Source organism: Pseudoalteromonas sp. 10-33 (genome assembly GCF_001469195.1).
Lineage (GTDB): Bacteria > Pseudomonadota > Gammaproteobacteria > Enterobacterales > Alteromonadaceae > Pseudoalteromonas.
Genome location: NZ_LOFI01000001.1, coordinates 664034 through 689653, shown reverse-complemented (window position 1 = coordinate 689653; position 25620 = coordinate 664034). Strand labels below are relative to the sequence as shown.

The window sequence follows — 25620 nt, the reverse complement described above, 5'->3', positions numbered from 1 at the left end:
CTGCTAAAGCGGCAAATTAATGTTCGTTATAAGGAGCAGTTTTTCTTGAATAGTTAAATTTAATTGACATTCATGATAGAAACAGGCATATTCCACGGCCTTTAATTTAAGCTTTATTTTAAGATTGTTAGGAGCAAACCTTGGCTAACATCAAGTCTGCAAAAAAACGCGCTATCACTAGCGAAAAGAACCGTCAGCACAACGCAAGCCGTCGCTCAATGATGCGCACTTACTTCAAAAAAGTAGTTGTTGCTATTGAAGCTGGCGATAAAGAAGCTGCACAGCAAGCTTTTTCTGTTGCTACACCTATCCTAGACCGTTACGCAACTAAGGGTCTAATCCACAAAAACAAAGCAGCTCGTCATAAGAGCCGTTTAGCAGCTAAGATCAAAGCGCTATAATTTGTTTTTGTTAGAATATAAAAAACCGGCTTTTGCCGGTTTTTTTTTACTTAAAAGTTTTTGGACTACATAATTTCTAAATCTGGATAAAACTTTTTAAGCATGGCTGCTATTTTTTTAGGTGTAAACGGTTTTACGATAAACCCTTTAGCGCCTTTATCTATGGCATCTTTTACATTTTCAACAGCTGAATGCGCAGACACCATAATTACATTCGTTTCTGGACTCATCTCGTTGATTTGTGCAATTAATTCTTTTCCGTCTCCATCCGGTAACTCAATATCCAAAAAAATCATACTGTATTTTGCTGCTTGGCATTCACTAATACACTGTGAGGCAGTAGATGCTTCCTTTACATTGTCTATCCCTAGATGCATGAGCGTTTGGCTCAAAAAACTACGCACCGTGCTAACGTCATCCACTATTAAAATTGATAGCTGCGTGTCCATCTTCATTCCTCATAGGCTATAAGCTAACTTTACGTTATTATAATAATTAGCTTAGTATATAAATTTACTATTTGAATTATAAAGACCTATGTAAAAAAGGCCAGATCTGCTTTATGTCAAAAACACCAAAAAAACAATCCTTGCTAGGTAAAACACCGGCAAGAAAAAATACAACACAAAAAAATAAAACTCGGGCAACTTCTCAAAGGCAGGCACAAACTAAACAACACACTATTGATACAGAGTTAAATAGCCAAAACCCTAAACCTAAAAAAGGGCTGTTAATAACGCTCGCTATTATTGCAGTTATCATTATAGCTTTTCCAAAACCAACTTTACTCACCTATAAAAAATTAGGGATGGTTAGCAAAAGTATTTATTGGCCTGGTGTATTTGGATACGGTGCAACGCTTGTTGACTCGCATTTACATCCTAAGTTTGACGATAAGCGTAAATCTCTCTATTTATGTAGTGATTTACAGAATCCTCAGAGCTGCCAAAAGTATCAAGTTATTGCCGACGACGGTCTCATTTCAGCGATTAAAAGTTACTTTTAGCATTAATAAAACTAATCTGAAAAATGTAAAATTACTTGGTTGAAAGGTGCGCAAAAGATCACCATAATGGCGCTCCTTTTTTCAACAACTGAACTATTGAAACGACCATGCTAAACGAGCTAGATTGGCTTTTAAACACGATACTACTTGCACTAGGTTTAGGTGCATTCTTTATTAACCACATAACATTACTGCGCGTAGCCGCCATAAGTGCATGTGGCCTGTTATTTTTATCATTTAGCTTAGATCTTATGTCGTCGAGTGTTATTTCAAATATGAGTTTAGTATTGATCAATACATTTTATCTGTTTAAGGTTTATACATTTGGGCAACTTAATGTAACTCAGAGCTAACAATTTCCCCTAGAATATTTTATAGCCCAGCATTGCTGGGCTTTTTTTATTGTATAAATCAAAATGGTTGGGTAATTAGGTGAACTAAGATAATATTGACCTCGTACTACATTATTTTGAGATTTCGGTATGTCCTTATCTGATTTTGATTTGTTTTTATCTTCTATGGAAGATGTGACCCCTATTAGCAGTGATACTATTAAACCGTTATCAAGCAGCCCTCATTCTTCACTTGCGCAACAACAAAAGCGACAAGCGGCTGAAAATACTCTATCAACAGATGAAAACTACTTAAGTACAGAGTCTGTAGAGCTTGTTGAGCCATTTGCTATATTAAGTTTTAAAAAAGACGGAGTACAAGGCCCTGTATTTAAAAACTTACGTTTAGCAAAGTATCAAGTTGATGCGACCTTAGACCTTCATGGCCAGCTACTTAAAAACGCACGCAATACGCTCTTTAATTTTATTAATGACTGTCAGCAGCAAAATGTACGCGTGGTGCTTATTAGGCATGGTGTAGGAATTAAAAATAAAACTAAACCAGGAATACTAAAAAGTTTTGTAAATAAATGGCTACCTGAATTACCGGCGGTTTTGGCATATCATACTGCACAGAGGCATCATGGAGGGAGTGGTGCGACTTATGTTTTACTCAAAAAAAGTGCCGATAAAAAACACGAAAATAGAGAAATCCACAGCAAGCGCTAAACTTGCTGTGGTGCCATTCTATAAAATAGTTGGCTGATTAAACCAAGCAGATACGCCTAATATTATTATAGAAATTATAATTAAGCTTAATCTAGCACCACCCTGATTTGTTTTCATTTCACCCTCTTTATATTTTTATTGTTGAGAACATATACAACATTAATAAAAATTACATATGTTAACAAGCTGTTTCTTTAAATTTATCAATATCCTTTCGTTCTATCTATTCGATTATTTAAAGTAATACCTTGCTGCAAGCGTTCAACGTTTTCTGCTATTTGTGCTGAAACACTGTTTATATCTGATAATGCAGCACAATGCGGTGTAAGGGTTATTTTATCATGCTGCCAATAAGGGTGCTCTTCACTAAGAGGTTCGTGTTCAAACACGTCAATGACTGCAGCCCGAAGCGAATTCTCTTCTAAGGCTTTAAGTAAATCCGCTTCTATAACATGCTCTCCTCGTGCAACATTAATAATAACAGCATGATTAGGAAGCATACTAATTGTACTTTTATTGATAATACCTTTCGTTTTTTTGGTTAATGGCAACAAACAGACTAGATAATCAATGTTGCTAAGCATATTTTGAAGCCCTTGTTCGCCATAAAATAAATTAACTGTATTACTGGTTTTATGTGTATGAGCCCAAGCATTTACAGTAAAGTTATTGGCAATAAGTCGTTTCGCACATACTTTGCCTAGCTCCCCAAAACCCAAAATTCCTACCTTATTTTGTTCATAAGCGCGTTTAGGTTTCCATTGCTGCTGTGTTTGCTTAATAAAGTATTCTTTTAATCGCAATTTTTGCGCTAAAACATGCGTAAGCACATATTCGGTCATATCTTGTGCCAATTTTTCATCAACTATACGCACCACATCTACGTCATCACCAAGCAAATTTAAATCAATACTGTCTACACCCGCACCAAATGACGATACCGCTTTAAGGTTTGGCAACTTTGCCCACATATCATGCGGTGCTTTCCATGCTAATACAAAATCAATAGTTTCTAGGTTATTGCAATCTGGCCACTGCTGTATTTTTGTAGAGGGTAATCGGGCTTGTAATTGCGCTATTAACTTTGTGTTATCTCGACCTGTAATTGCTACTAATACCGACATAGTTACTTCCAAATAAGTTTTTATAAAATCCATACTGACTAATCAACACTTGGCACCCTTTACACTTTAAAAGGTCACACAACTGCAAAATAACTGTCACACCCTTTTTTTACTCTACAGATATGGCAGTCGTGCTAAATTAAAAAGAGGCTTGTATGATCAGTGTTGATAAAGTAATTGCAGCAAACTTACCACAATTAGAAAGCTCACCAAAAGTAAAAAGCCTAGTAAAAAAGGGATTAGGCTATTTACTACATGAACAAGAGTTTGTGGCCTTTGCCGACACCTACCCTCATTTACAAGGGCTAGAATTTGTTGAACAAGTTCTCGATGAGCTTAACTTTGATACACGTTACAAGCCAAAGCAAATAGAGCATATTCCTAGCGAAGGTAAATTAATTATTGTTGCAAACCACCCTATAGGCTCTTTAGATGCGCTTGCATTAATTAAAGTGATCTCAAGCGTAAGAAAAGATTTAAAGGTTGTTGCTAACCGTATGCTCATGTCGGTGACTCCAATGCACGACTTACTTTTACCTGTAAATAACTTATCTGGCACAAGTAAAAAACAAGAGCTTTATAATATTCACCAGCATTTAAAAAATGAGGGGGTATTATTGATATTTCCCGCTGGTGAAGTATCACGGCTGAGCCCTACAGGTATCAAAGATTGTAAATGGAACAGCGGTTTTTTACGTATGGCAAAAAAAGCGAATTGTCCTATATTACCCATTTATATTAAAGCTAAGAACAGCCCGTTATTTTATGGTACTTCAATAATTTATAAACCATTGGCTAGCTTATTATTAGTAAAAGAAATGTTTAAACAACGCCAAAAATCGTTAGAGTTTGAAATTGGTGCGTCTATTCCTCCTGCGTCATACCTAATAGAAAACTTGAAAGACAAAGAGGTTGTTAACTTAATTAGAAAACAACTGTACCGCCTCACAAGCAAAAAGCCGTTACCACTAAAAACACAAACACCGATTGCTGTTCCAGAATGCAGAAAAGAGCTGAAAAAAGCGATAGAGGCGTGCCAGCTTCTGGGGAAAACACAAGATGGAATGCATATTCATCTATATCAATATACAGGTAGCTCACCTATTTTTAGAGAACTGGGCAGGTTGAGAGAAATAGCGTTTAGAGCCGTCGGTGAAGGCAGCGGTAAACGCCGCGATATAGATAAATACGATATGGATTATCAACACCTCGTGCTTTGGGATCCAACACAGTTAGAGTTAGCTGGTGCCTATAGATTAGCATGTGCTAAAGAAATAATTGATAGGCATGGCCGTAAAGGACTATATACCGATAGCCTGTTTACATACACCGATGCCATGGAACCCTACTTGGATCAAGGAATCGAGCTTGGTCGTAGTTTTGTTCAACCAAAGTATTGGGGCCGTAAAAGTCTAGATTATTTATGGTACGGTATTGGTGCTTTTATTAAAAGCTATCCTCAATATCGCTATTTATTTGGTGCTGTTAGCGTACCTAACACTCTCGCTGATCCGGCAAAAGCTATGTTAGTGCATTACTACCAACATTATTATAAAGCAGATGGAATACTTGCCACTCCTAATAACGAATTTAAACCCAGTGAACAACAGCTCGCACAGTGTGATATTATTTTTTGCAAAAACGATGTAAAAGAGGACTTTGTTGAGCTAAAACATGTTCTTGCTAATATGGGCGCGCAAGTACCTACGCTATTTAAACAATACACCGAGCTATGCAAACCTGGCGGAGTGAAATTTTTAAGTTTTAGTATAGATCCCGACTTTAACAATTGTATTGACGGTTTAGTATTAGTGGACTTAAAAAGTGTAAAAGAAAATAAAGCCAAACGATATTTAAGCTAATCAAGGCGAGGTGACCCTCGGTGCTACCTACCTGCTGTTAAAAAGCGAGCTCATTTAAAATTACTGTCATTTATAAAAATACGTGATAGTAAATCATAATAAATAGCCTCAACTTTAATTAAGTCATCAATAGATACATGCTCATTAATTTGATGAATTGTTTTGTTTTTTAGCCCACACTCAATCACTTGAGTGTGGCTGTTAGCAAAAAAACGCCCATCAGATGTTCCTCCGCTGGTGCTTAGAAGAGGGTAGTTTCCGGTTTGACTATATATGGCTTGTTCAACACAAGAAATTAAACTCCAAGTATTCTCAGTGTGGGTATAATATGGTTCACATGGTCGTTCCCAGTTAATCGTTGTGCAATGTGAAAATTCATCCAACGAATTAATCAATATTGATTTGATTTCTTTACTGTTGTACCGATGGCTATAGCGAATATTAAATGTGATTTCGCAATGACTGGGAACTAAATTATCAACCACATTATCAGTATTTATGCCTGTGACTTGCAGTGTGGTTTTTGAGCCTGCGTCATCTAAATGCCACGCTTGCTCACTCAATTTGCTGACTATTTTTGTACTAATGTGTGCGGCATTAATGGTATTTTGAGGATAAGCTACATGACCTGCTTTGCCCTTTACCAAAATACGAGCCGAAAGCGCACCACGACGGCCGTTCTTAATTATATCACCAACATGTGAAGAACTTGTAGGCTCGCCTACAATACACCCATCCAAAACAACCCCATTTGAGGAAAGCTTATTAGCTATTTGCGCAGAACCAAACTCAGCTTCTCCCTCTTCATCAGAGGTAATGAGCCAATAAAAAGTTCCCGCTTTTGATGATGTGTTATTTATTAATTTTTTTGTGGCACTTAGCATCGCTGCCACACCTCCTTTCATATCAGCAGCACCTCTTCCGTAAATTACCCCATTAATTATTTTTCCATCAAACGGAGGGCTTAGCCAATCATCATTGTCTGCGGGCACCACATCAATGTGCCCTGAAAAGGCGATACAAGGTCCTTCTTTGAATTTAATACGTGCAATTAGGTTAGTGACACCATTACTCGTAAACTTTTCACAGCAAAAACCTAGCTCGTATAACTGCTCAACTAGCCAATCTATTGCGCCAGCTTGATTTGGCGTCACTGATTTAAATTGGATAAGCGTTTGTAGTTGTTTTATTAATTCGGCGTTTAACCTATGAGATATAATTGCTTGTTGTGAAACCACTAAAGACATTTTTAACACCTTTATTACTAAGTAAGGCATTATTAAATAGTGAGAGTATGACTAAGAGATGTCAGCATTTATACATTCTGATGATTATTAATTGCAAAAATTGTCAATCATTGCAGTTACAAAACAGCGTTAAAATTAATCTAAATCAATAAAACACTTTTCAATGTTCAATCATTTCTGAAACTTTGATCTAGCACAGGTTTTTCATATTTGTTAAACGCAATAATAGCGCCAATCAAAAAGTAGTTCTTGGAGAACAACATGAAAACTAAAATTAGCATTGCAATATTCACCTCTTTATTAGCACTCTCTCCGGCTGCAAACGCAGACTTCAGCGTTAATGTAGGTGCTATTAATGTAAACCCAGACAATAGCGGATCAGCAATTAACGAAGCTCCTTCATTGGGCCTAAAAGGTGACTCAAATACCCAGTTGGGTATTACGATAGATTATGCTTTTAATGATACATGGGTATTAGAATTAATTGCTGCAACACCGTTTTCTCACGATGTGAATGGAACAGGTGGCTTAGCTGGTAATAAAATTGCCAATATTAAACATCTTCCACCTTCACTGGTAGCACAATACCACTTTTTAGATACAAGCTATCAGCTTAGACCATTCATAGGTGTTGGCGTAAACTATACAACCTTTTTTGACGAACAACCTTCACAAGCACTTAAAGCAACACTTGGTACGGACGATGTAGAAGTTGAGCTTGATGATTCTTTTGGCTTGTTAGTACAAGTAGGCGCTAATTACAAAATTGATGATAATTGGGGACTACACGCTATGGTTTCTGTGATGGATATCGATACAGATGCAACAGTATATGCTAATGGTTCAAAGGCATTAACATCAACTGTAGAACTTGATCCTGTGGTTGCTATGTTTGGTGTAAAGTATAGCTTTTAATATTAAAGTGTTGTGTTATGTGTGCAAAAAAGGCGCTAAGCGCCTTTTTTTTTGTGTAATGAAAACAGTAACTCAGCTTCCGCTCTGGGTAACTCGCACTCGCGTATCACCTCGTCTAAGTCAGCTCCCAATTCAACCATTTTTACAGCACGAGAATAAATCTTAGCATCGGGATCATCGTACTTTTGAGCTGACTGCTGATGTATCAAATCTTGGTTTTGTTGTTCAACTTCAAGAACTCGCTTACCTATACTAAGTAAACCTGTTCTTAGCTCTGCAGCTTCGCTTCTGAGAATATGAATCTGCTCTGCACACTCTTTAAGCTTTTGATGCAAATCACCTGCATCACTGGTGTGTTTATTTTTAAGTGCCATAGTAAGCGTTAACGATATTAATCCTATCGCTAACGCGCTTATAGCAATACTAAGTAACAGCATAGTTTATCTGGTAAAGCTTATAAATCGCTTAACTCGTCCCATTCATCATCACTAAGTAATTTATTTAGATCAACCAATATAAGAAGCTCGTTATCTCGATTACACACACCTTGTATAAATTTAGCACTTTCTTCCGTACCTACATTTGGTGCACTGTCAATCTCAGAGCTACGCAGATAAACAACTTCAGATACGCTATCGGCTAGAATACCAATAACTTGCTCTTCTGCTTCAATAATTAAAATACGCGAGTTATCAGTAGCATCGGCTGCCGACAAACCAAATCGAGCGCGTGTATCAATAACGGTTACCACGTTACCACGCAAGTTAATAATGCCTATTACATAAGAAGGTGCACCGGGTACAGGAGCAATTTCAGTGTAACGCAGTATTTCTTGCACCTGCATTACGTTTACACCGTAGGTTTCCTCTTCTAACTTGAATGTAACCCATTGTAATATTTCATCATTATTATCCGCATTTTTATTTGCTGACAGTAATTTCTCTTGGTTCATGCTGTTACCCCATAATGGTCATTACTACTGACGGCTATCTAAGCCTTCTTCTAATAATGTATTTAAATTATCTACATCTATTAAAGCACACATTTTTTCTTTAATAACCCCAGCAAGCCATGGGCGCTTACTTTGATCGGTACGCCATTTTACATCTTCTTTTGTCAATGTAATGTTATTTATTAACTTTTCTGCTAATAATCCCCACTGGCTATCACCCAAGGTGATTAAATATTGATAGTCTAATGATGCTTCAAGTTTTTCGTCGTATTTTTCTGGCATTACCCATCGCGCAGTATCAACAACATTTAATTTTTCATCTCGGTTTAGCATAACGCCTTTAAACCATTTTGGCTTACCAAACAGGTGATTTACTTCACCTAATTGGTGTATACCGCCTAAAGCTTTGAGTGGCACAGCCAACGTAAGCCCTGCAACTTCGAAAAATAATGCTTGAAATTCGCCATCAAAGTAATCTGATTCACTGTTATTTGAGAGCTTTGGCTTTGCCTCTTCAGCTAAATCAACACTTGTACTTGTTACCTCTTTTGGCGAATCAATATTATCTTCAACAACCGTTTTTGTCTCTTTAACGTCTTGCTTATTTTTTACTACAGGTAATTGAGTGCTTAATTCTGTTTTTACTTCAACATCCGGTTTTTTAAGTTTAGGGTCCGCAGTTACATCATGTGAATCATCCGGTATATTTTCTAAAAGCTTTGCTACGGGCTCTAAATCACTCGCAAGCTCCTCTTCACAAAGCAAGGCACCTAAATACTGAGTCATTACTTTTTCATTAGCAAATAATTGCTTACTCATTCATTAACCTTGTTCAATTAAATATTCTAATAATGCTTTATAAGCAAATACACCACGAGAACGAGGGCAAAATTCTATTGGTACCTTTTGAGCCAAACTTGCGTCTCTTAATTTTGTATCAACGGGAATAACACCAGGCCAAACTTTATCACCGTACGTTTCTTGTAAAGTTTTATAAGCCTCAAGCGATGCCTTTGTACGTTTATCGTACATTGTAGGTATTATAGTATATTCATAACTTTTCGCCTGTGAGCTCTGCATTAATTCCATTGTGCGCATCATCCTATCAAGGCCTTTAAGTGCAAGAAACTCTGTTTGTACAGGCACTAAAATTCGCTCACTGGCAGCTAATGCGTTAACCATCAATACACCCAAAACAGGTGGACAATCTAAAATAGCATAGTCGTAATGTTCGCTTATTTTTGCAAGCGACTTTTTCAATATTAACCCCATGCCTGTTTTATTGCCCATACTCCTATCAAGCGTAGCAATAGCCATAGTAGCCGGCAAAATATCCAAGTTTTCAAGTGTAGAAGGACACAATGCTTGAAGTATTTCCTCGCTCTGCATACTGGTTCCACGAGCAAAAATATCGTAAACACTGACTTCTAAATCTTCTGAATCAATACCAAAATAATAGGTCAAAGAAGCATGCGGGTCAGTATCAATGAGTAAAACTCGCTTACCTTGTAGTGCTAAAATCCCAGCAAGACTGACCGCAGTAGTTGTTTTACCAACCCCCCCTTTTTGGTTTGCTACAGTCCAAATCTTCACATTACATCCCAGTTACTTTTCATTACGTGTAGTAATACGTATGCCACCATGTGGTAAACGAATAATTTTTATTGTGTCATCGTCTGACGGCAACTCTACTTCTGGCTCTGGCTCTTTAATCTCAGCTGCTTGTTCTTCAGCCAGTGTATTTGCTTCATTAGGCAATCCATATTTAGATAAAGCTATAACCACTTTGCGATTTTCAGCGCGCCCCTCTTCTGTATTATTTTCAGCAAAAGGTGAATATTGTCCATACCCTTCAATGGCCATTCTGGCTGAATTTATTCCTAATGATTCAAGCTCAACTAAAACAGAAGTCGCCCGAGCTACAGATAATTCCCAATTAGAGCTAAATATTTCATTTCGAATAGTTTCATCATCTGTATAACCGCGAACCCGTATATAGTTATCTACCGGTTCAATAATATCTTTAACAATTTTAACAACTTGTTTTGCTCGAGAATGTGCAACAGCACTACCGCTAGAAAACAACATACCTGAACTTAGTTCGATAATCAGCCAATCTTGATGTAATTCTAGGCTAGCCTCACCATCACGAATCTCGTCAATAAGCGCAGATTGAAGTTTTGTTAATAAACTATCGAGCGGTTTTCCTAAATACTTTTGCTGGATATTGCTCGTATCACTTTGGCCATCGAGTAACTCGGGGCCTTGCTCTTCTTTGTTTATACTTTCACCATACAGTAACTCTTTCTCAGGAGTGACTCTATCGGTGAGTATTCCGGTACCATCTACCCCCGTCCCTTGCTGAGAATAAACACGTGCTGATTTATCAAACACTTGCTCTAAAGAATCCGATAGAATTTGAAAGTTTTCCTCTTTGTTTATTGCAATAGCATACATTACAACAAAAAAAGCAAACATGATGGTCATGTAGTCAGCATACGACACCAACCAGCGTTCTGTGTGCTGACTTTTTTGGGCCGAGCGACCCAAACGTCGACGCATCATTTTATGCGTCCACTAGGTTTGGCCGCTCAACACGGTAAGCTTCAAGCTTTAACTCTATATTCATAGGGCTTTGGCCATCGCTAATTGCAATGATACCTTCAGCAAGCATTTCGTGGTAAAGCATCTTTTCTTCTACACGTTGCTTAAGCTTATTTGCCATGGGTAAAAATAATAAATTAGCCAACCCCACGCCGTATATCGTCGCAATAAAAGCAGTAGCAACTCCAGCACCTAGTAATTGGGGGTCAGTAATAAAAGACATTGCTTGAATAAGTCCAAGCACGGCCCCTAAAATACCAATGGTAGGACTATAGCCGCCCATTGCTTCGTAAACCCGAGCCGCTTCTAGTAAGCGTTCACGTTCTAACAATAAGTCTATCTCAAGTGTATCTCTGAGTTTTTGTCCTGAACCACCATCAACTAATAGGCTGAGCCCCTTTGCGGCATAAACATCTGAATGCGTTAATGCCTCATCTTCTAGTGCTAAATAGCCCTCTTGTCTCGCTTTATGCGACCAACGTTTAACCTGTTCAATCGCATCATCAATATCATAGCTTGGCATAACAAATACCCAGTGACTCATTCTAAGCATTTTTTTAAAAGTACTGCCAGATGTTTGAAGCATGACAGCACCTAAAGTACCACCTAGTACAATAATGAGCGCCGGACCATTAAAAAGCGCTGCAATCACACCACCTTCTAAATGATAGCCAATTGCTATAGCACTTAGTGCAACTATTAACCCAAGTACGGAGAGCTTATCCACAACCGGTTTCACTTTTTATCCGCGTTGCAATATCATCCAGCGCTAAACTCTCACTTGAAAGTCCCGCATTAGCAACAGCTTGTGGCATACCATAAACAACACAGCTTTTTTCGTCTTGTGCCCAAATAGTAGCCCCAGTTTGTTTTAACATTCTCGCACCATCTCGACCATCGGCGCCCATGCCAGTTAAAATAATTGCTAATACATCGCCTTGAAAAGCCTTAGCTACACTTGCAAACGTTACATCGACGCTAGGCTTATAAGTAATTCGCTCGCTATTATCTTCAAAAACACGCAATGTTTTTGAACCACCTCGTCCTTCAACCATCATTTGTTGACCGCCAGGCGCCAAATAAGCGGTTCCTGGGTCTAACCGGTCACCTTGTTGTGCCTCTTTTACTTTTATTTTGCACAAACCATTTAAGCGAGCTGCAAATGCCGGTGTAAAAGCAGCTGGCATATGCTGAATGAGTAAAATAGGATGCGGGAAATTAGCTGGTAATTGCGTAAGCACATTTTGTAAAGCAACGGGGCCACCTGTAGACGTACCAATAGCGACTAATCTATATTGCTTTCCACTGGCACGAGAAGGAAGGGAGCTCTGTGTTTTGGTTAATGATGGTTCAGGGGCTGAACGCTGAAAACTTCTATCAGGTTGCCTGATGGAAGAAGTGCTAGTTCTTTGAGGTACCGCACGCGTTGCGGGTTTAGAATACGACGCTGGCTTAAAAGTTCTGGGAATGCGTCTATTGCCAATTTCTTTAACTTTAGCTTGGAGAAGCTTTATGGCATCTTCATTATTACGTGCTATGTCTTCAAACTTTTTAGGCAAAAAGTCCATCGCCCCCGCATCAAGAGCATCGAGTGTGGCTGTTGCGCCAGCACGGGTCAAAGAAGAAAACATTAAAATTGGTGTAGGATTGCTGGCCATTATTTCTTTAACCGCGCTAATACCATCAAGCACTGGCATTTCTACATCCATTGTGATCATATCAGGACGCAGTTGGGCCGTTTTTTCAACAGCTTCTCTGCCATTTATGGCAAATCCAATTACTTGTATGTCGCTGTCTTGCTCAAGAATTTCGCTTACTCTACGACGAAAAAAGCTTGAATCGTCAACAACTAAAACTTTTACGGCCATTTAGCTCTCTTATTAAATTTCTATGCAGGCACACTTAATTGTGTGCCTGCTTTATGATTTAGCCTGCGTAGTGTTTTAACATATTGGGAACATCTAAAATAAGTGCAATTCCACCATCTGACGTAATAGTTGCACCTGCCATACCTGGAGTGCCTTGAAGAAGTGCATCAAGAGGCTTTATTACAACTTCTTCTTGCCCTATCAAGGAGTCAACGACAAAACCAACCTGCTGAGTACCTATTTGAACAATAACAACATGGCCTTGAGCTTTGCGTTGAGTACGATCTGCTCCTTTAACTAACCAATGCTCGAGGTAAAACAGCGGTATTGCTTTTTTACGTACAATGATCGTTAGTTGACCATCAACTACATTTGTTTTGGTTAAATCTAAGTGGAATATTTCACTAACACCAGCCAATGGTAGTGCAAATGTTTGCTCACCAACTACAACCATTAAGGTAGGTAATATGGCAAGTGTTAGCGGTACTTTAATTTCTAAAATTGTACCAACACCTAGCTCTGACTGAATACTTACTGAGCCATTAAGTTGAGTTATTTTAGTTTTTACAACATCCATACCCACACCACGCCCTGAAATATCAGAGATCTCTTCCTTAGTAGAGAATCCTGGTGCAAATATTAAATTGTACGCTTCGGTATCCGATAAACGACTCGCTTGATCGTGATCTAAAACGCCTTTACTGATTGCTATTTTTTTGAGCTTCTCAGCATCCATACCCGCACCATCATCTTTGATAGTTAACAAGATATGGTCGCCTTCTTGCGAAGCTGAAAGCGTTACATTACCCGTTCTAGGTTTGCCAGCTGCTTCACGAGCTGCTGGCATCTCTATTCCGTGGTCAACTGAGTTTCTAACTAAGTGAACAAGTGGATCTGCAAGTGCCTCAACCAAGTTTTTATCTAAATCAGTTTCTTCACCAACAAGCTGTAAGCTAATGTCTTTATTTAAACTTCGTGCTAAGTCACGAACAACGCGAGGAAAGCGGCCAAATACCTTTTTAATTGGCTGCATTCGCGTTTGCATTACTGCGCCTTGGATATCAGCTGTCACAACATCTAAGTTAGAAATGGCTTTACCCATTGCTTCACTTTCTGAGTTTGTTGCTAAACTTACCAACCTGTTACGAACGAGTACAAGCTCACCCACCATATTCATTATTTGATCTAGGCGTTTTGTGTCAACTCGGACTGTTGTTTCTGCTTGAGGAGGAGCTGGTTTTTTCACAGCTGCAGGCGTTGGAGCAGGCGCTGCTTTTGCTGCCGGTTTTTCTGCAGGTTTTTGCACTGGTTTTGGCGCAGCGGCTTTTACAGGTTCAGGCTTTTTAACAGGCTCACTTACCTTAGCCGCGGCTTTTGGCGCTGGCTTAGACTCTGAAGCTGCAGGACTCTCTATTGATTTAGGGGCGCCGGTGCCATGAAGTTCATCTAGTAAAGCCTCAAATTCATCATCACTAATTTCATCATCGCTAGTATTACTTGCCGATGTATTTGTTGATGGCGTTGCAGTATTTTCTACTGGATTATTACTTGCTGGTTGCTCTTTTACAGGCTCACTAGCGGCAACAGCGCCAAAGCTTCCAACACCATGAAGTTCATCGAGTAGATTGTCAAACTCATCGTCTGTAATGTCTCCACTCACATCACTGCTACTTGGCGAACTTTCAGCTATTGGGCTTTGGCCTTTTCCGTGTAGCTCGTCTAGTAGGTTTTCGAATTCATCTTCTGTTATTTCATCTATTTGAGTTTCTTCATCGCTTTGCGCAGCTGAACCGCCGCTAAATAACTCATCAAAGGCAAATGGGTCTTCTTCATCTGCTGATGAAGTTTCTTCTGCCGCAAGCGTTTCTACAGCTTCATGTTGAGGCTCATCTGCCGTATCAATTGGAGATTCACCAGCAAGCTCTTCCTCTGTTGGAGGCAAGCCCAGTTTGTGAAGAACTTCAAGTAATTCGGGATCGGCAGGCTCAGGTTTATCGCGGTTTTGAATGGTAGCAAACATCTCGTTAATAGTGTCGAGTGCCTGCAAAATCACATCCATTAACTCAGAGTTAACTGTTCGTACACCCTGTCTGAGTAAATCGAATACATTTTCTGCACCATGGCATGCGTCAACTAACTCCGTCATGGCTAAAAACCCAGCACCACCTTTTACAGTGTGAAACCCTCTAAATATGGCATTGAGTAATTCGGTGTCTTCTGGATTGTTTTCCAGCTCAACTAACTGTTCAGATAAAAGCTCTAGGATTTCTCCTGCCTCTACAAGAAAGTCTTGTAAAATATCTTCATCGACTTCAAACATGCAGTTACTCTCCTCTTAGAAGCCCAAACTTGATAAAAGATCATCGACTTCATCTTGATCAGATACAACATCATTACGTGATTCTTTATCAATAATAGGGCCTTCTGGACCTGCTAAAGTTTGTTCGTCTAATGGTTCATTTGTTTTTTGTTGTTCTATTTTTTCGGCTTTACCGTCGTTTTGATCAGCAAAGGCAGTCAAAAGATGGATCAAGCTTTCTTCGACTTCTCTAACAAGCTCAATAACCCGGCGAATAACTTGCCCGGTTAAATCTTGATAGTCTTGCGCCATAAGTACATTTGTCATCAAACTTTGCAGCTCATCGGTTTTATGATGAGAATTGTTCATAAACTTATCAATGCTGTGGCATAACGATTTAAACTCTCCTAACTCAATCTCTCGATTCATTAGGCGATCCCATGTCGGTTTGATATGAGATATCTCATCCGCCAACTGCTGAGCAATTGGTAGGCTAGCCTCAACAGCATCCATTGTTTTATTTGCGGCATTTTCTGTCATTTCTATAACATAATTAAGCCGTTTTTTTGCATCTGGAATCGCATCGGTAGTTAAGTCAGTTAAGCGAGTGTCTAGCTCGAAGCTTTTTAAAGCTTCATGCAATTGACGGGTTAACTTTCCAACTTCAGCAAATATTTCAGATTGCTCCTTAGAAGCAGTATCTAAAATTAACTGATTGGCTTTGTCTTGCTCACCGTTTTCTAGATAAACAACGAGCTGACGAGCTTGTTCTAAAGTTATTTGAGGCGCAGCAAGTGCTGACATAAGCCTCTCCCCCTATCATTAGCCTAAACGTTCAAATACTTTTTCTAATTTAGTTTTGAGTGTTCCAGCAGTAAATGGCTTAACAATATAACCATTAACACCTGCCTGTGCTGCCGCTATAATTTGTTCTTTTTTAGCTTCAGCCGTTACCATCAATACCGGGATGTGTTTAAGCTTATCATCCGCACGTATTGCTCTTAGTAGGTCTATACCCTGCATTCCTGGCATATTCCAATCGGTAACAACAAAATCAAATACTTGATTTTGTAGCATTGGCAAAGCGGTTGACCCGTCGTCTGCTTCTTGAACATTAGTGAAACCTAAGTCACGCAACAGATTTTTAATAATACGTCTCATTGTTGAAAAATCGTCAACAACCAGAATTTTCATGTTTTTATCCAAAACATCCCCCAGTGAGGTCTTAACCTTGTTTACTTACTACTAATTTATCCAGTCATTGATTTTAGCTTTGAGCTTAATCATCGCCTGACCATGTATTTGACTTACACGCGATTCGCTTACATCGAGTATATGCCCTATTTCTTTTAAATTCATTTCATCGTTATAGTACAAAGACAGCACCATTGCATCTCGTTCTGGCAAAGATTTTATCGCACCTAATAAAGACTCATTAAACCGCTCATTTTTAACGTTATTAAACGGTTTGTCTAGCGCTAAATCTTGATCAACTGGACTGATGACATCCTCGTCGACACCAAGGTCTTCTATACCTAGTACTTTACTTGCATTTACATCGTTTAAGATATGATGGTACTCATTTAACGAAATTTCAAGTTTTTCAGCAACTTCTATATCTGTAGGCTCACGGCTTAAGCTTTTTTCTAAAAAAGCAATTGTTTCAGCCACCAAACGGCTTTTGCGATGCACTGAACGGGGTGCCCAATCGCCACGTCGCATTTCGTCAAGCATTGCCCCACGAATACGAATCCCTGCAAACGTTTCAAAGCTGGCGCCTTTGGTTGCATCAAAGCTCTTAGATGCTTCAATCAGGCCAATCATGCCTGATTGTATTAAATCGTCCAGCTGAACGCTGGCAGGTAAACGCGCTATAAGGTGACATGCCACTTTTTTGACGAGTGATGCATGTTTTTCAACAATCACATTTAAATTTTGTGCTGATTGATATCCCATAACTTTATTCACCAATGTTGTCATAATTAGCCGTTTACTAGTTTCTCTATGAAAAACTCCAGATGACCCGATGGTTGGTTAGGTATTGGCCATTTAACTGCTTTTGTTGCTAGCGCTTGAAACGCCAGTGCCGCAGGCGAATTTGGAAAAAGTTCTACAATAACTTTTTGACGGCGTGTTGCCTTACGCATATTTTCGTCGTAGGGAACCGTTGCAACCAAGTCCATTGATACATCTAAAAAACGATCGGTTACTTTGGAAAGTTTTGCAAATAACTCTTGCCCTTCACGCATGCTGCGGACCATATTTGCAACAATTTTAAATTTATATACACCATGCTCACGGCTCAATACTTTTATCAGCGCGTAGGCATCTGTTATTGATGTGGGCTCGTCGCATACAACAACCATGACATCTTGTGCTGCGCGAGAAAAACTCAGCACCATGTCAGAAATACCTGCAGCGGTATCTACAATTAAAATATCAAATTCTGTATTTAATTCGCTAAAAGCTCTGATGAGTCCCGCATGCTCTGAAGGCGACAATTCAACCATACTTTGAGAGCCCGACGTTGCGGGTACAATTTTAATACCTGCGGGGCCTTCAACTAGAATTTCATCGAGTTCGCATTCACCAGATAAAACATGTGATAAGTTACGTTCAACACGCAGTCCTAGCATAACGTCACAGTTTGCTAAGCCTAAATCGGCATCAAGAACCAATACTCTGTTACCTTGCTGGCCTAATGCAATTGCAGTATTAAGAGAAACATTTGTTTTTCCTACTCCACCTTTACCGCCAGTGACAGCGATAACTTTTACGCCGTTGTTATTGTTTTGACTCATTTTGCGCAGGCCACTTGCTTGATCTAATACTGTGTTAATCATACATCCCTACTGTGCTTGGCGCCACTGCTTGGTGCCTTGAATGTTGTGCTTTTGCTCTTTTTAAATAGAGTTGCTCAGCCTTTTTAACTAGTTTTTCAGCATTTGCAACTCGAATATCTTCTGGTACTCGTTGACCGTTAGTAAGATACCCTATTGGAAGGCGATTTTGAATCGCAATACTAATAATCTCACCTAAACTTAAAGATTCGTCTAATTTGGTGAATATACAACCACTTAACTGCACTTTCTTAAAGTGTCTAACGGTTTCTTGCAACACGTGTATTTGCGATGTTGCACTGAGCACTAAATAACTACGAATATCAACGCGCTGGTTACGCATAAGAGTATTAAGCTGCTCAGTTAAACGTAAGTCGCGTTGGCTCATACCCGCAGTATCAATTAATACTAGTCGTTTATTTCGTAAATGATATAAAACTTCAGCTAATTCATTAGCATCTTTAACTTGCTTAACGCCACAGCCTATAATTCGACCATACGTAGCAAGTTGCTCATAAGCACCAATTCTGTATGTGTCGGTTGTGATTAAAGCGACTTTGTCTGCACCGTACTTTTGTGCACCAAGTGCAGCTAATTTAGCAACTGTGGTTGTTTTACCAACCCCAGTTGGGCCAACCAAAGCGTATACGCCGCCTTGACGTAAAATTTCGTTATTGGTTGTCTGCATCTGATCTTCAACCATTGTTAAAAGTGCTTTCCAACCCTGCTGACGAGACACATCGTCAGGTACAAAGCACGCCATTTGCTCTGCAACATCTTTATCTATACCCATACCAACTAAACGATCAATCATGCATGCACGAGTAGGGTCGCGCCTTGCCATGTCTTGTTGCATAAGCCCTGATACTTGATGCTCTAACAACTGACGAATGGCATTCATTTCGTCACGCATTGACGAAATTTGCTCACTTTCATTATGTTTAGTTTCTTGACGGTTGGTCACTGGGGTATCAAGGTCATCAAAATCACTTTCTAGGTCATCAAACCCAAGGCTGTCTGCTTGTGTTTGCGGACGAGCTGAAGCTTGACGTTCATTGGTAAATATAGGTCGAGGACGCTGCTCTTGCACTGGCTCTTGGTAGTTGTCTGTAGTATCAATACCTGATTGCGAAAACATAGAAGCCAGTTCTGCAGAGCGAGGACGTGGAGCTTGGCGCTCTAATAATGCTTGAAGACTATCAGCTACTTTCGCTTGTGGCTCTGGCTTAGCGCGAAGTGGCTCTGGTTTTACAAAATTATGCACTGGCTGTGACTTTGCAAAACTTTGTGCTGGCGCACTTTGCGGTTGCTCTTTTTTAGGGGCTGCTTTGTCATAATCAACTGCTGCTACAATTTCGACACCGTTAGCTAGCTTTTTATTTGACATAATAACCGCATCAACACCTAATTCTTCTTTAACTTCTTTAAGTACTGTGCGCATATCTTTAGCAAAAAAACGTTTTATTTTCATGATTCAACCCCTTTAAAATCTTATTGTTGGCCTACAGAGCTGACTATCTTGATCTGTCTTTCATCTGGTACCTCTTGATAAGACATCACCCTTAAACCCGGGATGGTGTACTTAACAAAACGAGATAACACAGTGCGTAACATTCCCGACGTTAGCAATATTGAAGGTTCACCGGACATTTCTTGGTTTTGATGCGCTTCGTTTAGTGACACTTGAAGTCGCTCTGCAAGTCCTGGTTCTATACCGGCACCTTCGTCGCCTGCATTTTGTAGTGACTGATGCAACATCTGTTCCAACTCAGGCGCCAAGGTTATGACAGGGATTTCTGACGACATACCTACAGCATCTTGAACTATTAATCGGCGTAATGAAATACGCACTGCAGCCGTTAATACATCGGGGTCTTGACTACGCGGGCCATACTCAACAAGCGTTTGTACAATTGAACGCATGTCGCGAATTGCAACCCCTTCATTAAGTAAGTTTTGTAGTACTTTTACAATCACAGTTAATGGTAATACGTCAGGAACTAAACCTTCAACTAAGCGAGGGTGACTTTTACCTAACATGTCTAATAAGTTCTGTACTTCCTCGTGGCCTAATAGCAGTGCTGCGCTGTTTGTGAGTAACTGGCTAATATGTGTAGCCACAACCGTGGCTGAATCTACCACGGTATAACCTAGCGATTGTGCTTCGTCTTTTTGATCTGGTTTTATCCATACCGCATCAAGTCCAAAAGCAGGGTCTTTAGTTTCAACCCCTTTAATTGGCCCAAATACTTGACCAGGGTTTATCGCCAGTTCATCACCATGCTTGAGTTCACCTTCACCTGTAGATACCCCCATAAGCGTAATTCTGTATGCATTAGGGTCAAGCTCTAAGTTATCGCGAATGTGTACTGGTGGAACTAAAAAGCCCAGCTCTTGAGAAAGCTTTTTACGTACTCCCTTAATACGATTTAGTAGTTCTCCGCCTTGAGATTGATCAACCAAAGGAATTAACCTGTACCCTACCTCTAATCCAATTACATCGACTTGCTGAACATCATCCCACCCCAGTTCTTTTTGTTCTTGTTTATTGGCAACACCCGTACCAGCAGCTCCATTTGCAGCAGCTTCAGCCTCTGCTGCAGCGACTTTTAGTTTACTTTGTTGAGTGTAATAAGCTAAATAACCTAATAATGCGCCTAGGCTTAAAAATGCTAAATGAGGCATGCCCGGTACTAAGCCCATGGTAATTAAGATACCAGAAGCTATAAATAATGACTTCTCGTTGCCAAGTTGTTTCTTAAACTGGTCGCCCATATTGAGTGACTCGTTTTGACGTGTTACTACAATCGCTGTACCAATCGATAGCAACAGTGAGGGAAGCTGAGCTACTAGGCCATCACCAATCGTAAGCAGTGTGTAAACTTCCATAGCTTGGCCAAAACTTAAATCGTGCTGGATCATGCCAACAAATAAACCACCAACAATGTTGATAATTAAAATGACAATACCAGCAATAGCATCACCTTTTACAAACTTACTTGCACCATCCATTGAACCATAAAAATCGGCTTCGCGAGTAACCTCTTCGCGGCGATCACGCGCTTGCTCTGCACTAATGAATCCTGCGTTTAAATCGGCGTCAATTGCCATTTGTTTACCTGGCATTGCATCAAGTGTAAAACGTGCCGATACTTCAGAAATACGCCCTGCACCTTTGGTAATTACAACAAAGTTAATAATGATAAGAATTAAAAATACCACTAGGCCAACAGCATAGTTCCCGCCAATAACAACAGACCCGAAGGCTTCTATCACTTTCCCCGCGGCATCTCCACCATTATGTCCTTCAAGTAGTACAACACGTGTACTTGCTACGTTAAGTGCTAAACGCATAATTGTAGCGATAAGTAACACGGCCGGAAACATACCAAACTCAACCGGTTTCATGGTGTAAACCGTTACGAGTAGTACCACCAACGCCAAAGCAATATTGAATGAAAAGAGGATATCAAGTAAAAATGGCGGTAACGGTAAAATGACCATTCCCAAAGCTGCAAGCACAAGCAAAGGCGTACCTACGCCTTTTGCATATTCTTTTTTATCTGCGTTAAGTTGTTGTAATACCGCTTTAAAACTCATAATTCTACAATTTCAAAAAATTGACACTACGTAGAATTAGCAATAACTATTCCAAGTTAATAAAGGAGTGATATTAATACCTGTAAGCATCTGGGATGGGGAGCTTTTTATTGAGCTTTGTCGGGCGTTTTCCGCGACCTTTATTGAAACGTTTTAACTGAAAAACATAAGCTAAAACCTGTGCAACGGCAGTAAAGAGTTGATCAGGAATTTGTTCACCTACTTCTGCGGTATGATAGAGCGCTCGCGTAAGCATGGGCGACTCAACAATCGGTACATCGTTACCATTTGCCACCTTTCGTATTTGCATAGCAAGTTCATCTACGCCTTTTGCAAGCACTATAGGAGCACCTGCTCGCTCGGTGTCGTATTTAAGCGCGACAGAATAATGCGTTGGGTTAGTAACCACAACATCGGCATCAGGCACGTCTTGCATCATTCTTTTTTGAGACATTTGCCTTTGAGTTTGCCTAATACGCGCTTTTATTTGAGGATCACCTTCAGAGTTTTTGTACTCGTCTTTTACCTCTTGCAGTGTCATTTTTAACTGCTTATGGTGAGTATGACTTTGATACGGCGCATCAATTGCCGCAATAATTACCAATGTGCATGATAATGCCAAAAACATCCACGAAAGTATTTCGAGCGCATGAATAATATTGTTAGGCGCAGACTCAATGCTTAAGTGTAAAATTTCGTCGAAAAAAGTATTAATTAGAAAAAAAGCAAAGCTTGCAACGACTAAGAACTTTAAAATAGCTTTAGTGAGCTCTACCGCTGCTTGCGGACCAAACATACGTTTAAAGCCTTTAAACGGAGACATTTTGCTTGCTTTGGGAGCGGCTGCTTGCCAACTAAAATTAAAGCCACCCAATAAAGTGTTGCCTATAATGCCTGCAAACAAAATAATGAATACAAACATAGCCATAGGAAAAATAAGCGCATCAGCCACACTAGACCAAACCGCAAACATTTTAGTAGTGTCGTAGGTTTCATTTCGATTAAGGCTAAGCATTCTGCCCATAATATTGTATAAACCCTTACCAATTTCAGGGCCGTACATTAACAGTGAAATAGCTGAAAAAATAAGTACAAACATAGTACCTAGTTCTTTAGAACGAGCAACCTGCCCTTTCTTTTTAGACTCTTCTATTTTTTTCCCTGTGGGTTCTTCTGTTTTTTCTTGACCTGAATCTTCAGCCATAACGCACTCCTAAGGCGAGCAACCAACTAAGGTACACATGAGTTCGATCATTTTAAGCCACTGAAATTCAAACTGCAGAATAAAGTTGCCTAATGTTGCCCAAATAATGACAAGCCCTGCTACAAGCGTGAATGGAAAACCAATCGCAAAAATATTTAGCTGCGGCGCCGCACGTGTCATAATGCCAAATGAAATATTAATAACCAGCATTGCTGTCAATGGTGCAAGTGAGAGCACTAAAGCTGTTGTAAACATCCAGCCGCCCCAAGTTACAATATCCCAATAGTGGTCTACCGACCACCAATTACCATCAATTGGCAGCACTTCAAAACTATGCACAACCATTTGTATCATCATTAAATGGCCATTAAATACAAAAAATAATAGTGTTGCTAAAATAAGAAAAAACTGGCCAACCGCCGGAACGCTAGCCCCATTTGAGGGATCAATAACAGAAGCAAAACCCAAACCGGTTTGCATAGCAAGTATTTGACCTGCCAATACAAAGGTATTGAGGAGTAAGGTAGAGGCAAAGCCAATCGCGATTCCAATAAGCATTTGCTGTATCACTACTAAAATCATTTCGAACGAAAACAGGTTAGTGAATGTAGCAGGAGGAAGCACAGGAACAACCAACAGAGTCACGACGACTGATAAACCCAGCTTTATACGTGTTGGCACATTTTTAGCGCCAAGACCCGCCATTATCATAATCATGGAGCTAATTCGTACTAAAGGGAGTAAAAAATCGCTCAACCATTGAATGACAACTGAAAACGGGTACTCCACTTGTTAACCTGCAATTTCGGGGATAAGCAGCACTAACCGAGTAAAAAAATCCATTAGCTCCTGAGTGAACCAGTGGCCACCAACAATTAACGCGCTAATAGTGATCAATAAGCGAGGCAAAAAACTCAACGTTTGCTCATTGATAGACGTAGCCGCTTGAAACACCGCAACCACTAGGCCAATAATTAAACCTGGAACAACAATAGCTGATACTAATTTAATAACTAAAAACAGTGCATCGCTAAGAATATCAACAAAAATTTCCGGTTCCATGCTGTAATCCTATCTTTTAGTTACATTCAAACAATACATACTATGTGCCTAAACCAAAGCTTTTTGCTAGAGTTCCCATTACTAAGCTCCAACCGTCTACAAGTACAAACAGCATTATTTTAAAGGGTAAGGAGACAATCATGGGGGAGAGCATCATCATACCCATAGCCATGAGTACAGATGCAACAACCAGGTCAACAATTAAAAAAGGTATAAAAAACATAAACCCGATAATAAATGCAGTTTGTAATTCGCTTGTTACAAATGCGGGTATAAGTACAATTAACGGGGTCTCTTCAGGTGATTCTAGCTTGTCGTAACCTGCTATCTTAGCAAATGTTTCTAAGTCTTTTAAACGAACCTGCGAGAGCATAAATGCTTTCATTGGCTCTTTTGCGAGCTCCAATGCTTGAACTGAAGTCACTTGCTCACTCAAATAAGGCTCTATGGCTACGTCATTTACCTTTTGGTAAATAGGCGCCATGATAAAAATACTTAAAAATAAAGACATGCCCAACAGTACCTGATTTGATGGCGTTTGCTGCAAACCAATTGCCTGGCGGAGTATAGCCAACACAACAATAATTCGTGTAAAAGACGTCATCATTATAATGGCGGCTGGTATAAAGCTCAGCGCCGTCATAATGGCTAAAACTTGCAACGTCACTGAGTAATCTTGTGTGCCATCTGCGTTTGTTGTAATGGTAAGCGCATCGATACCTTCAGCGCTTGCGCTTGGAACAAACATAATGGCGAAAATAATTAGCAGCCACTTAATCATAGGTTCAGTTCTTTTTATTTTGTTTTGATTTGGGATTTAACAGTTTGCTAAATTGTTTAGCAAGTTCTGGAATTTCTTTTTCACTCAGTGGTGATTCTAATTTATGAAGGTAGTTAATGCTGTGCGGCGTGACGCCTAATAAATGCTGCGCATTATCAATCTCTACCACCATTAAGCGTTCGCGGGAGCCTAAGGGAAGACTTCGAACCACTTTAAATTCATCACTGTTTGCCAAATTAGGATTAAGCTTTTTTACAAAAATAGCCAGAACAACAATGAGCACTAGCACCACAATAAGCGAAAGCACCATGGAAATTAAATCGCCCGTAGGTGTAACCGACTCTGTTTTTGTAAATACAGACGCTGTTAGCGCAAAAAAGGCACTCATCGTAGCTTTTTGATCCGCTCTACTTGGCTGATAACATCCGTTAAACGAATACCAAACTTGTCATTTACCACAACCACTTCACCATGGGCAATCAAGGTACCATTAACCAATACATCTAATGGCTCACCAGCAACACGATCTAGCTCTACTACTGAACCTTGGTTAAGTTGTAGTAAATTACGAATATTAATTTTTGAGCGCCCAACTTCCATCGATATTGTCACTGGGATGTCTAAAATTGTATCGAGCTTGCGCTTTTCTTCGCCCGTTATTTCGCTTTTTTCATCACTTAATTCATCAAGTTCGGCAACTTGCGCTTCGCCAGCATCATCGCCGCCTTCAGCCTCAGCAAGTGCGGCTGCCCATTCGTCCATTGTATCTTGATCATCGCTCATACGTTTAACCT

29 protein-coding genes are annotated in these 25620 nt (G+C 39.7%); 6 read left to right on the top strand and 23 right to left on the bottom strand.

Annotation, left to right across the window (positions count from 1 at the left end):
- Positions 1-140: 140 nt before the first annotated feature.
- The gene (rpsT, locus tag ATS76_RS03200) at positions 141-401 is read left to right on the top strand and encodes a 30S ribosomal protein S20 (RefSeq protein ID WP_006792774.1); all 261 of its coding nucleotides are present in this window, start codon (positions 141-143) and stop codon (positions 399-401) included.
- Between the two features lie 65 nt (positions 402-466).
- On the opposite strand, the gene ATS76_RS03195 is transcribed toward rpsT, so the two are convergent.
- Positions 467-850 carry a response regulator gene (locus ATS76_RS03195; protein ID WP_006792773.1) on the bottom strand — a complete coding sequence of 128 codons (384 nt, stop codon included), beginning with the start codon at positions 848-850 and terminating at the stop codon, positions 467-469.
- Between the two features lie 113 nt (positions 851-963).
- On the opposite strand from ATS76_RS03195, the gene ATS76_RS03190 reads away from it, so the two are divergent.
- The 3 genes from ATS76_RS03190 (at position 964) to smrA (ending at position 2468) form a co-directional block, all read left to right on the top strand.
- Complete coding sequence (locus tag ATS76_RS03190) at positions 964-1407, top strand: hypothetical protein (RefSeq protein WP_006792772.1); 444 nt, start codon at positions 964-966, stop codon at positions 1405-1407.
- Positions 1408-1514: 107 nt separating this feature from the next.
- Complete coding sequence (locus tag ATS76_RS03185) at positions 1515-1760, top strand: hypothetical protein (protein ID WP_006792771.1); 246 nt, start codon at positions 1515-1517, stop codon at positions 1758-1760.
- A gap of 129 nt (positions 1761-1889) precedes the next feature.
- Positions 1890-2468, top strand: coding sequence for a DNA endonuclease SmrA (gene smrA / locus ATS76_RS03180; RefSeq protein WP_058428560.1), 579 nt, complete (start codon positions 1890-1892; stop codon positions 2466-2468).
- Between the two features lie 203 nt (positions 2469-2671).
- On the opposite strand, the gene ATS76_RS03175 is transcribed toward smrA, so the two are convergent.
- On the bottom strand, positions 2672-3592 hold the full coding sequence (locus ATS76_RS03175; protein ID WP_058551058.1) for a 2-hydroxyacid dehydrogenase: 921 nt from the start codon (positions 3590-3592) through the stop codon (positions 2672-2674).
- Positions 3593-3747: 155 nt separating this feature from the next.
- Here ATS76_RS03175 and ATS76_RS03170 point away from each other — a divergent pair, with 155 nt between their 5' ends.
- Positions 3748-5454: a lysophospholipid acyltransferase family protein gene (locus ATS76_RS03170; protein ID WP_058551004.1), complete on the top strand. Its 1707-nt coding sequence runs from the start codon at positions 3748-3750 to the stop codon at positions 5452-5454.
- Positions 5455-5504: 50 nt separating this feature from the next.
- Here the strand turns inward: ATS76_RS03170 and dapE are convergent, their stop codons facing one another.
- Complete coding sequence (dapE, locus tag ATS76_RS03165; protein ID WP_058551003.1) at positions 5505-6701, bottom strand: succinyl-diaminopimelate desuccinylase; 1197 nt, start codon at positions 6699-6701, stop codon at positions 5505-5507.
- Between the two features lie 261 nt (positions 6702-6962).
- On the opposite strand from dapE, the gene ATS76_RS03160 reads away from it, so the two are divergent.
- Positions 6963-7616, top strand: a complete 654-nt coding sequence (locus tag ATS76_RS03160; RefSeq protein WP_058551002.1) for an OmpW/AlkL family protein — start codon at positions 6963-6965, stop codon at positions 7614-7616.
- 35 nt (positions 7617-7651) lie between these two features.
- On the opposite strand, the gene ATS76_RS03155 is transcribed toward ATS76_RS03160, so the two are convergent.
- The 20 genes from ATS76_RS03155 to fliN form a co-directional block, all read right to left on the bottom strand.
- Positions 7652-8053 carry a DUF2802 domain-containing protein gene (locus tag ATS76_RS03155; RefSeq protein WP_058551001.1) on the bottom strand — a complete coding sequence of 134 codons (402 nt, stop codon included), beginning with the start codon at positions 8051-8053 and terminating at the stop codon, positions 7652-7654.
- 17 nt (positions 8054-8070) lie between these two features.
- Positions 8071-8568, bottom strand: a complete 498-nt coding sequence (locus ATS76_RS03150; protein WP_058403487.1) for a chemotaxis protein CheW — start codon at positions 8566-8568, stop codon at positions 8071-8073.
- 24 nt (positions 8569-8592) lie between these two features.
- The gene (locus tag ATS76_RS03145; protein ID WP_058551000.1) at positions 8593-9387 is read right to left on the bottom strand and encodes a chemotaxis protein CheW; all 795 of its coding nucleotides are present in this window, start codon (positions 9385-9387) and stop codon (positions 8593-8595) included.
- A gap of 3 nt (positions 9388-9390) precedes the next feature.
- Positions 9391-10161 carry a ParA family protein gene (locus tag ATS76_RS03140; protein WP_058403489.1) on the bottom strand — a complete coding sequence of 257 codons (771 nt, stop codon included), beginning with the start codon at positions 10159-10161 and terminating at the stop codon, positions 9391-9393.
- 12 nt (positions 10162-10173) lie between these two features.
- Positions 10174-11133, bottom strand: coding sequence for a flagellar motor protein MotB (locus ATS76_RS03135; RefSeq protein WP_058550999.1), 960 nt, complete (start codon positions 11131-11133; stop codon positions 10174-10176).
- A 1-nt stretch (position 11134) separates the two neighbouring features.
- A complete protein-coding gene (locus ATS76_RS03130; protein ID WP_058550998.1) occupies positions 11135-11899 on the bottom strand; it encodes a flagellar motor protein in 765 nt (254 codons plus the stop codon).
- Positions 11892-13040, bottom strand: coding sequence for a protein-glutamate methylesterase/protein-glutamine glutaminase (locus tag ATS76_RS03125; RefSeq protein ID WP_058550997.1), 1149 nt, complete (start codon positions 13038-13040; stop codon positions 11892-11894). The genes ATS76_RS03130 and ATS76_RS03125 overlap by 8 nt, the downstream gene beginning before the upstream one ends.
- Positions 13041-13098: 58 nt before the next feature.
- The gene (locus ATS76_RS03120) at positions 13099-15360 is read right to left on the bottom strand and encodes a chemotaxis protein CheA (RefSeq protein ID WP_058550996.1); all 2262 of its coding nucleotides are present in this window, start codon (positions 15358-15360) and stop codon (positions 13099-13101) included.
- A 15-nt stretch (positions 15361-15375) separates the two neighbouring features.
- Entirely contained in the window at positions 15376-16143 is a 768-nt protein-coding gene (locus tag ATS76_RS03115) for a protein phosphatase CheZ (RefSeq protein ID WP_058550995.1), read from the bottom strand.
- Between the two features lie 18 nt (positions 16144-16161).
- Positions 16162-16545, bottom strand: a complete 384-nt coding sequence (cheY, locus tag ATS76_RS03110) for a chemotaxis response regulator CheY (RefSeq protein ID WP_008132609.1) — start codon at positions 16543-16545, stop codon at positions 16162-16164.
- Positions 16546-16584: 39 nt separating this feature from the next.
- Positions 16585-17295: an RNA polymerase sigma factor FliA gene (locus ATS76_RS03105; RefSeq protein WP_058551057.1), complete on the bottom strand. Its 711-nt coding sequence runs from the start codon at positions 17293-17295 to the stop codon at positions 16585-16587.
- 26 nt (positions 17296-17321) lie between these two features.
- Positions 17322-18182, bottom strand: coding sequence for a MinD/ParA family ATP-binding protein (locus ATS76_RS03100; protein ID WP_006792753.1), 861 nt, complete (start codon positions 18180-18182; stop codon positions 17322-17324).
- Positions 18175-19650, bottom strand: a complete 1476-nt coding sequence (gene flhF / locus ATS76_RS03095) for a flagellar biosynthesis protein FlhF (protein WP_058550994.1) — start codon at positions 19648-19650, stop codon at positions 18175-18177. The genes ATS76_RS03100 and flhF overlap by 8 nt, the downstream gene beginning before the upstream one ends.
- Positions 19651-19670: 20 nt before the next feature.
- Positions 19671-21779 carry a flagellar biosynthesis protein FlhA gene (gene flhA / locus ATS76_RS03090; protein ID WP_058550993.1) on the bottom strand — a complete coding sequence of 703 codons (2109 nt, stop codon included), beginning with the start codon at positions 21777-21779 and terminating at the stop codon, positions 19671-19673.
- Between the two features lie 73 nt (positions 21780-21852).
- Positions 21853-22983: a flagellar biosynthesis protein FlhB gene (gene flhB / locus ATS76_RS03085; RefSeq protein WP_010555918.1), complete on the bottom strand. Its 1131-nt coding sequence runs from the start codon at positions 22981-22983 to the stop codon at positions 21853-21855.
- A 9-nt stretch (positions 22984-22992) separates the two neighbouring features.
- Positions 22993-23772, bottom strand: coding sequence for a flagellar biosynthetic protein FliR (fliR, locus tag ATS76_RS03080; protein WP_006792749.1), 780 nt, complete (start codon positions 23770-23772; stop codon positions 22993-22995).
- A gap of 3 nt (positions 23773-23775) precedes the next feature.
- On the bottom strand, positions 23776-24045 hold the full coding sequence (locus tag ATS76_RS03075; protein ID WP_006792748.1) for a flagellar biosynthetic protein FliQ: 270 nt from the start codon (positions 24043-24045) through the stop codon (positions 23776-23778).
- A 40-nt stretch (positions 24046-24085) separates the two neighbouring features.
- Positions 24086-24826 carry a flagellar type III secretion system pore protein FliP gene (fliP, locus tag ATS76_RS03070; RefSeq protein ID WP_058550992.1) on the bottom strand — a complete coding sequence of 247 codons (741 nt, stop codon included), beginning with the start codon at positions 24824-24826 and terminating at the stop codon, positions 24086-24088.
- A gap of 4 nt (positions 24827-24830) precedes the next feature.
- Complete coding sequence (fliO, locus tag ATS76_RS03065) at positions 24831-25214, bottom strand: flagellar biosynthetic protein FliO (protein WP_006792746.1); 384 nt, start codon at positions 25212-25214, stop codon at positions 24831-24833.
- Positions 25211-25609, bottom strand: coding sequence for a flagellar motor switch protein FliN (fliN, locus tag ATS76_RS03060; protein ID WP_006792745.1), 399 nt, complete (start codon positions 25607-25609; stop codon positions 25211-25213). Before fliN ends, fliO begins: the two co-directional genes overlap by 4 nt.
- Positions 25610-25620: the final 11 nt, after the last annotated feature.

Excerpts from the sequence above, each read along its gene's own strand:
- ATS76_RS03145 (WP_058551000.1), bottom strand. The coding sequence starts at position 9,387 with ATGAGTAAGCAATTATTTGCTAATGAAAAAGTAATGACTCAGTATTTA.
- ATS76_RS03100 (WP_006792753.1), bottom strand. The coding sequence starts at position 18,182 with ATGATTAACACAGTATTAGATCAAGCAAGTGGCCTGCGCAAAATGAGT.
- smrA (WP_058428560.1), top strand. The coding sequence starts at position 1,890 with ATGTCCTTATCTGATTTTGATTTGTTTTTATCTTCTATGGAAGATGTG.
- ATS76_RS03125 (WP_058550997.1), bottom strand. The coding sequence starts at position 13,040 with ATGGCCGTAAAAGTTTTAGTTGTTGACGATTCAAGCTTTTTTCGTCGT.
- ATS76_RS03195 (WP_006792773.1), bottom strand. The coding sequence starts at position 850 with ATGGACACGCAGCTATCAATTTTAATAGTGGATGACGTTAGCACGGTG.
- ATS76_RS03155 (WP_058551001.1), bottom strand. The coding sequence starts at position 8,053 with ATGCTGTTACTTAGTATTGCTATAAGCGCGTTAGCGATAGGATTAATA.
- ATS76_RS03075 (WP_006792748.1), bottom strand. The coding sequence starts at position 24,045 with ATGGAACCGGAAATTTTTGTTGATATTCTTAGCGATGCACTGTTTTTA.
- fliO (WP_006792746.1), bottom strand. The coding sequence starts at position 25,214 with ATGAGTGCCTTTTTTGCGCTAACAGCGTCTGTATTTACAAAAACAGAG.
- ATS76_RS03115 (WP_058550995.1), bottom strand. The coding sequence starts at position 16,143 with ATGTCAGCACTTGCTGCGCCTCAAATAACTTTAGAACAAGCTCGTCAG.
- ATS76_RS03150 (WP_058403487.1), bottom strand. The coding sequence starts at position 8,568 with ATGAACCAAGAGAAATTACTGTCAGCAAATAAAAATGCGGATAATAAT.
- flhB (WP_010555918.1), bottom strand. The coding sequence starts at position 22,983 with ATGGCTGAAGATTCAGGTCAAGAAAAAACAGAAGAACCCACAGGGAAA.
- dapE (WP_058551003.1), bottom strand. The coding sequence starts at position 6,701 with ATGTCTTTAGTGGTTTCACAACAAGCAATTATATCTCATAGGTTAAAC.
- flhF (WP_058550994.1), bottom strand. The coding sequence starts at position 19,650 with ATGAAAATAAAACGTTTTTTTGCTAAAGATATGCGCACAGTACTTAAA.
- ATS76_RS03175 (WP_058551058.1), bottom strand. The coding sequence starts at position 3,592 with ATGTCGGTATTAGTAGCAATTACAGGTCGAGATAACACAAAGTTAATA.
- ATS76_RS03170 (WP_058551004.1), top strand. The coding sequence starts at position 3,748 with ATGATCAGTGTTGATAAAGTAATTGCAGCAAACTTACCACAATTAGAA.
- ATS76_RS03135 (WP_058550999.1), bottom strand. The coding sequence starts at position 11,133 with ATGATGCGTCGACGTTTGGGTCGCTCGGCCCAAAAAAGTCAGCACACA.
- ATS76_RS03185 (WP_006792771.1), top strand. The coding sequence starts at position 1,515 with ATGCTAAACGAGCTAGATTGGCTTTTAAACACGATACTACTTGCACTA.
- fliP (WP_058550992.1), bottom strand. The coding sequence starts at position 24,826 with ATGATTAAGTGGCTGCTAATTATTTTCGCCATTATGTTTGTTCCAAGC.
- fliN (WP_006792745.1), bottom strand. The coding sequence starts at position 25,609 with ATGAGCGATGATCAAGATACAATGGACGAATGGGCAGCCGCACTTGCT.
- ATS76_RS03120 (WP_058550996.1), bottom strand. The coding sequence starts at position 15,360 with ATGTTTGAAGTCGATGAAGATATTTTACAAGACTTTCTTGTAGAGGCA.
- ATS76_RS03160 (WP_058551002.1), top strand. The coding sequence starts at position 6,963 with ATGAAAACTAAAATTAGCATTGCAATATTCACCTCTTTATTAGCACTC.
- flhA (WP_058550993.1), bottom strand. The coding sequence starts at position 21,779 with ATGAGTTTTAAAGCGGTATTACAACAACTTAACGCAGATAAAAAAGAA.
- ATS76_RS03105 (WP_058551057.1), bottom strand. The coding sequence starts at position 17,295 with ATGGGATATCAATCAGCACAAAATTTAAATGTGATTGTTGAAAAACAT.
- ATS76_RS03190 (WP_006792772.1), top strand. The coding sequence starts at position 964 with ATGTCAAAAACACCAAAAAAACAATCCTTGCTAGGTAAAACACCGGCA.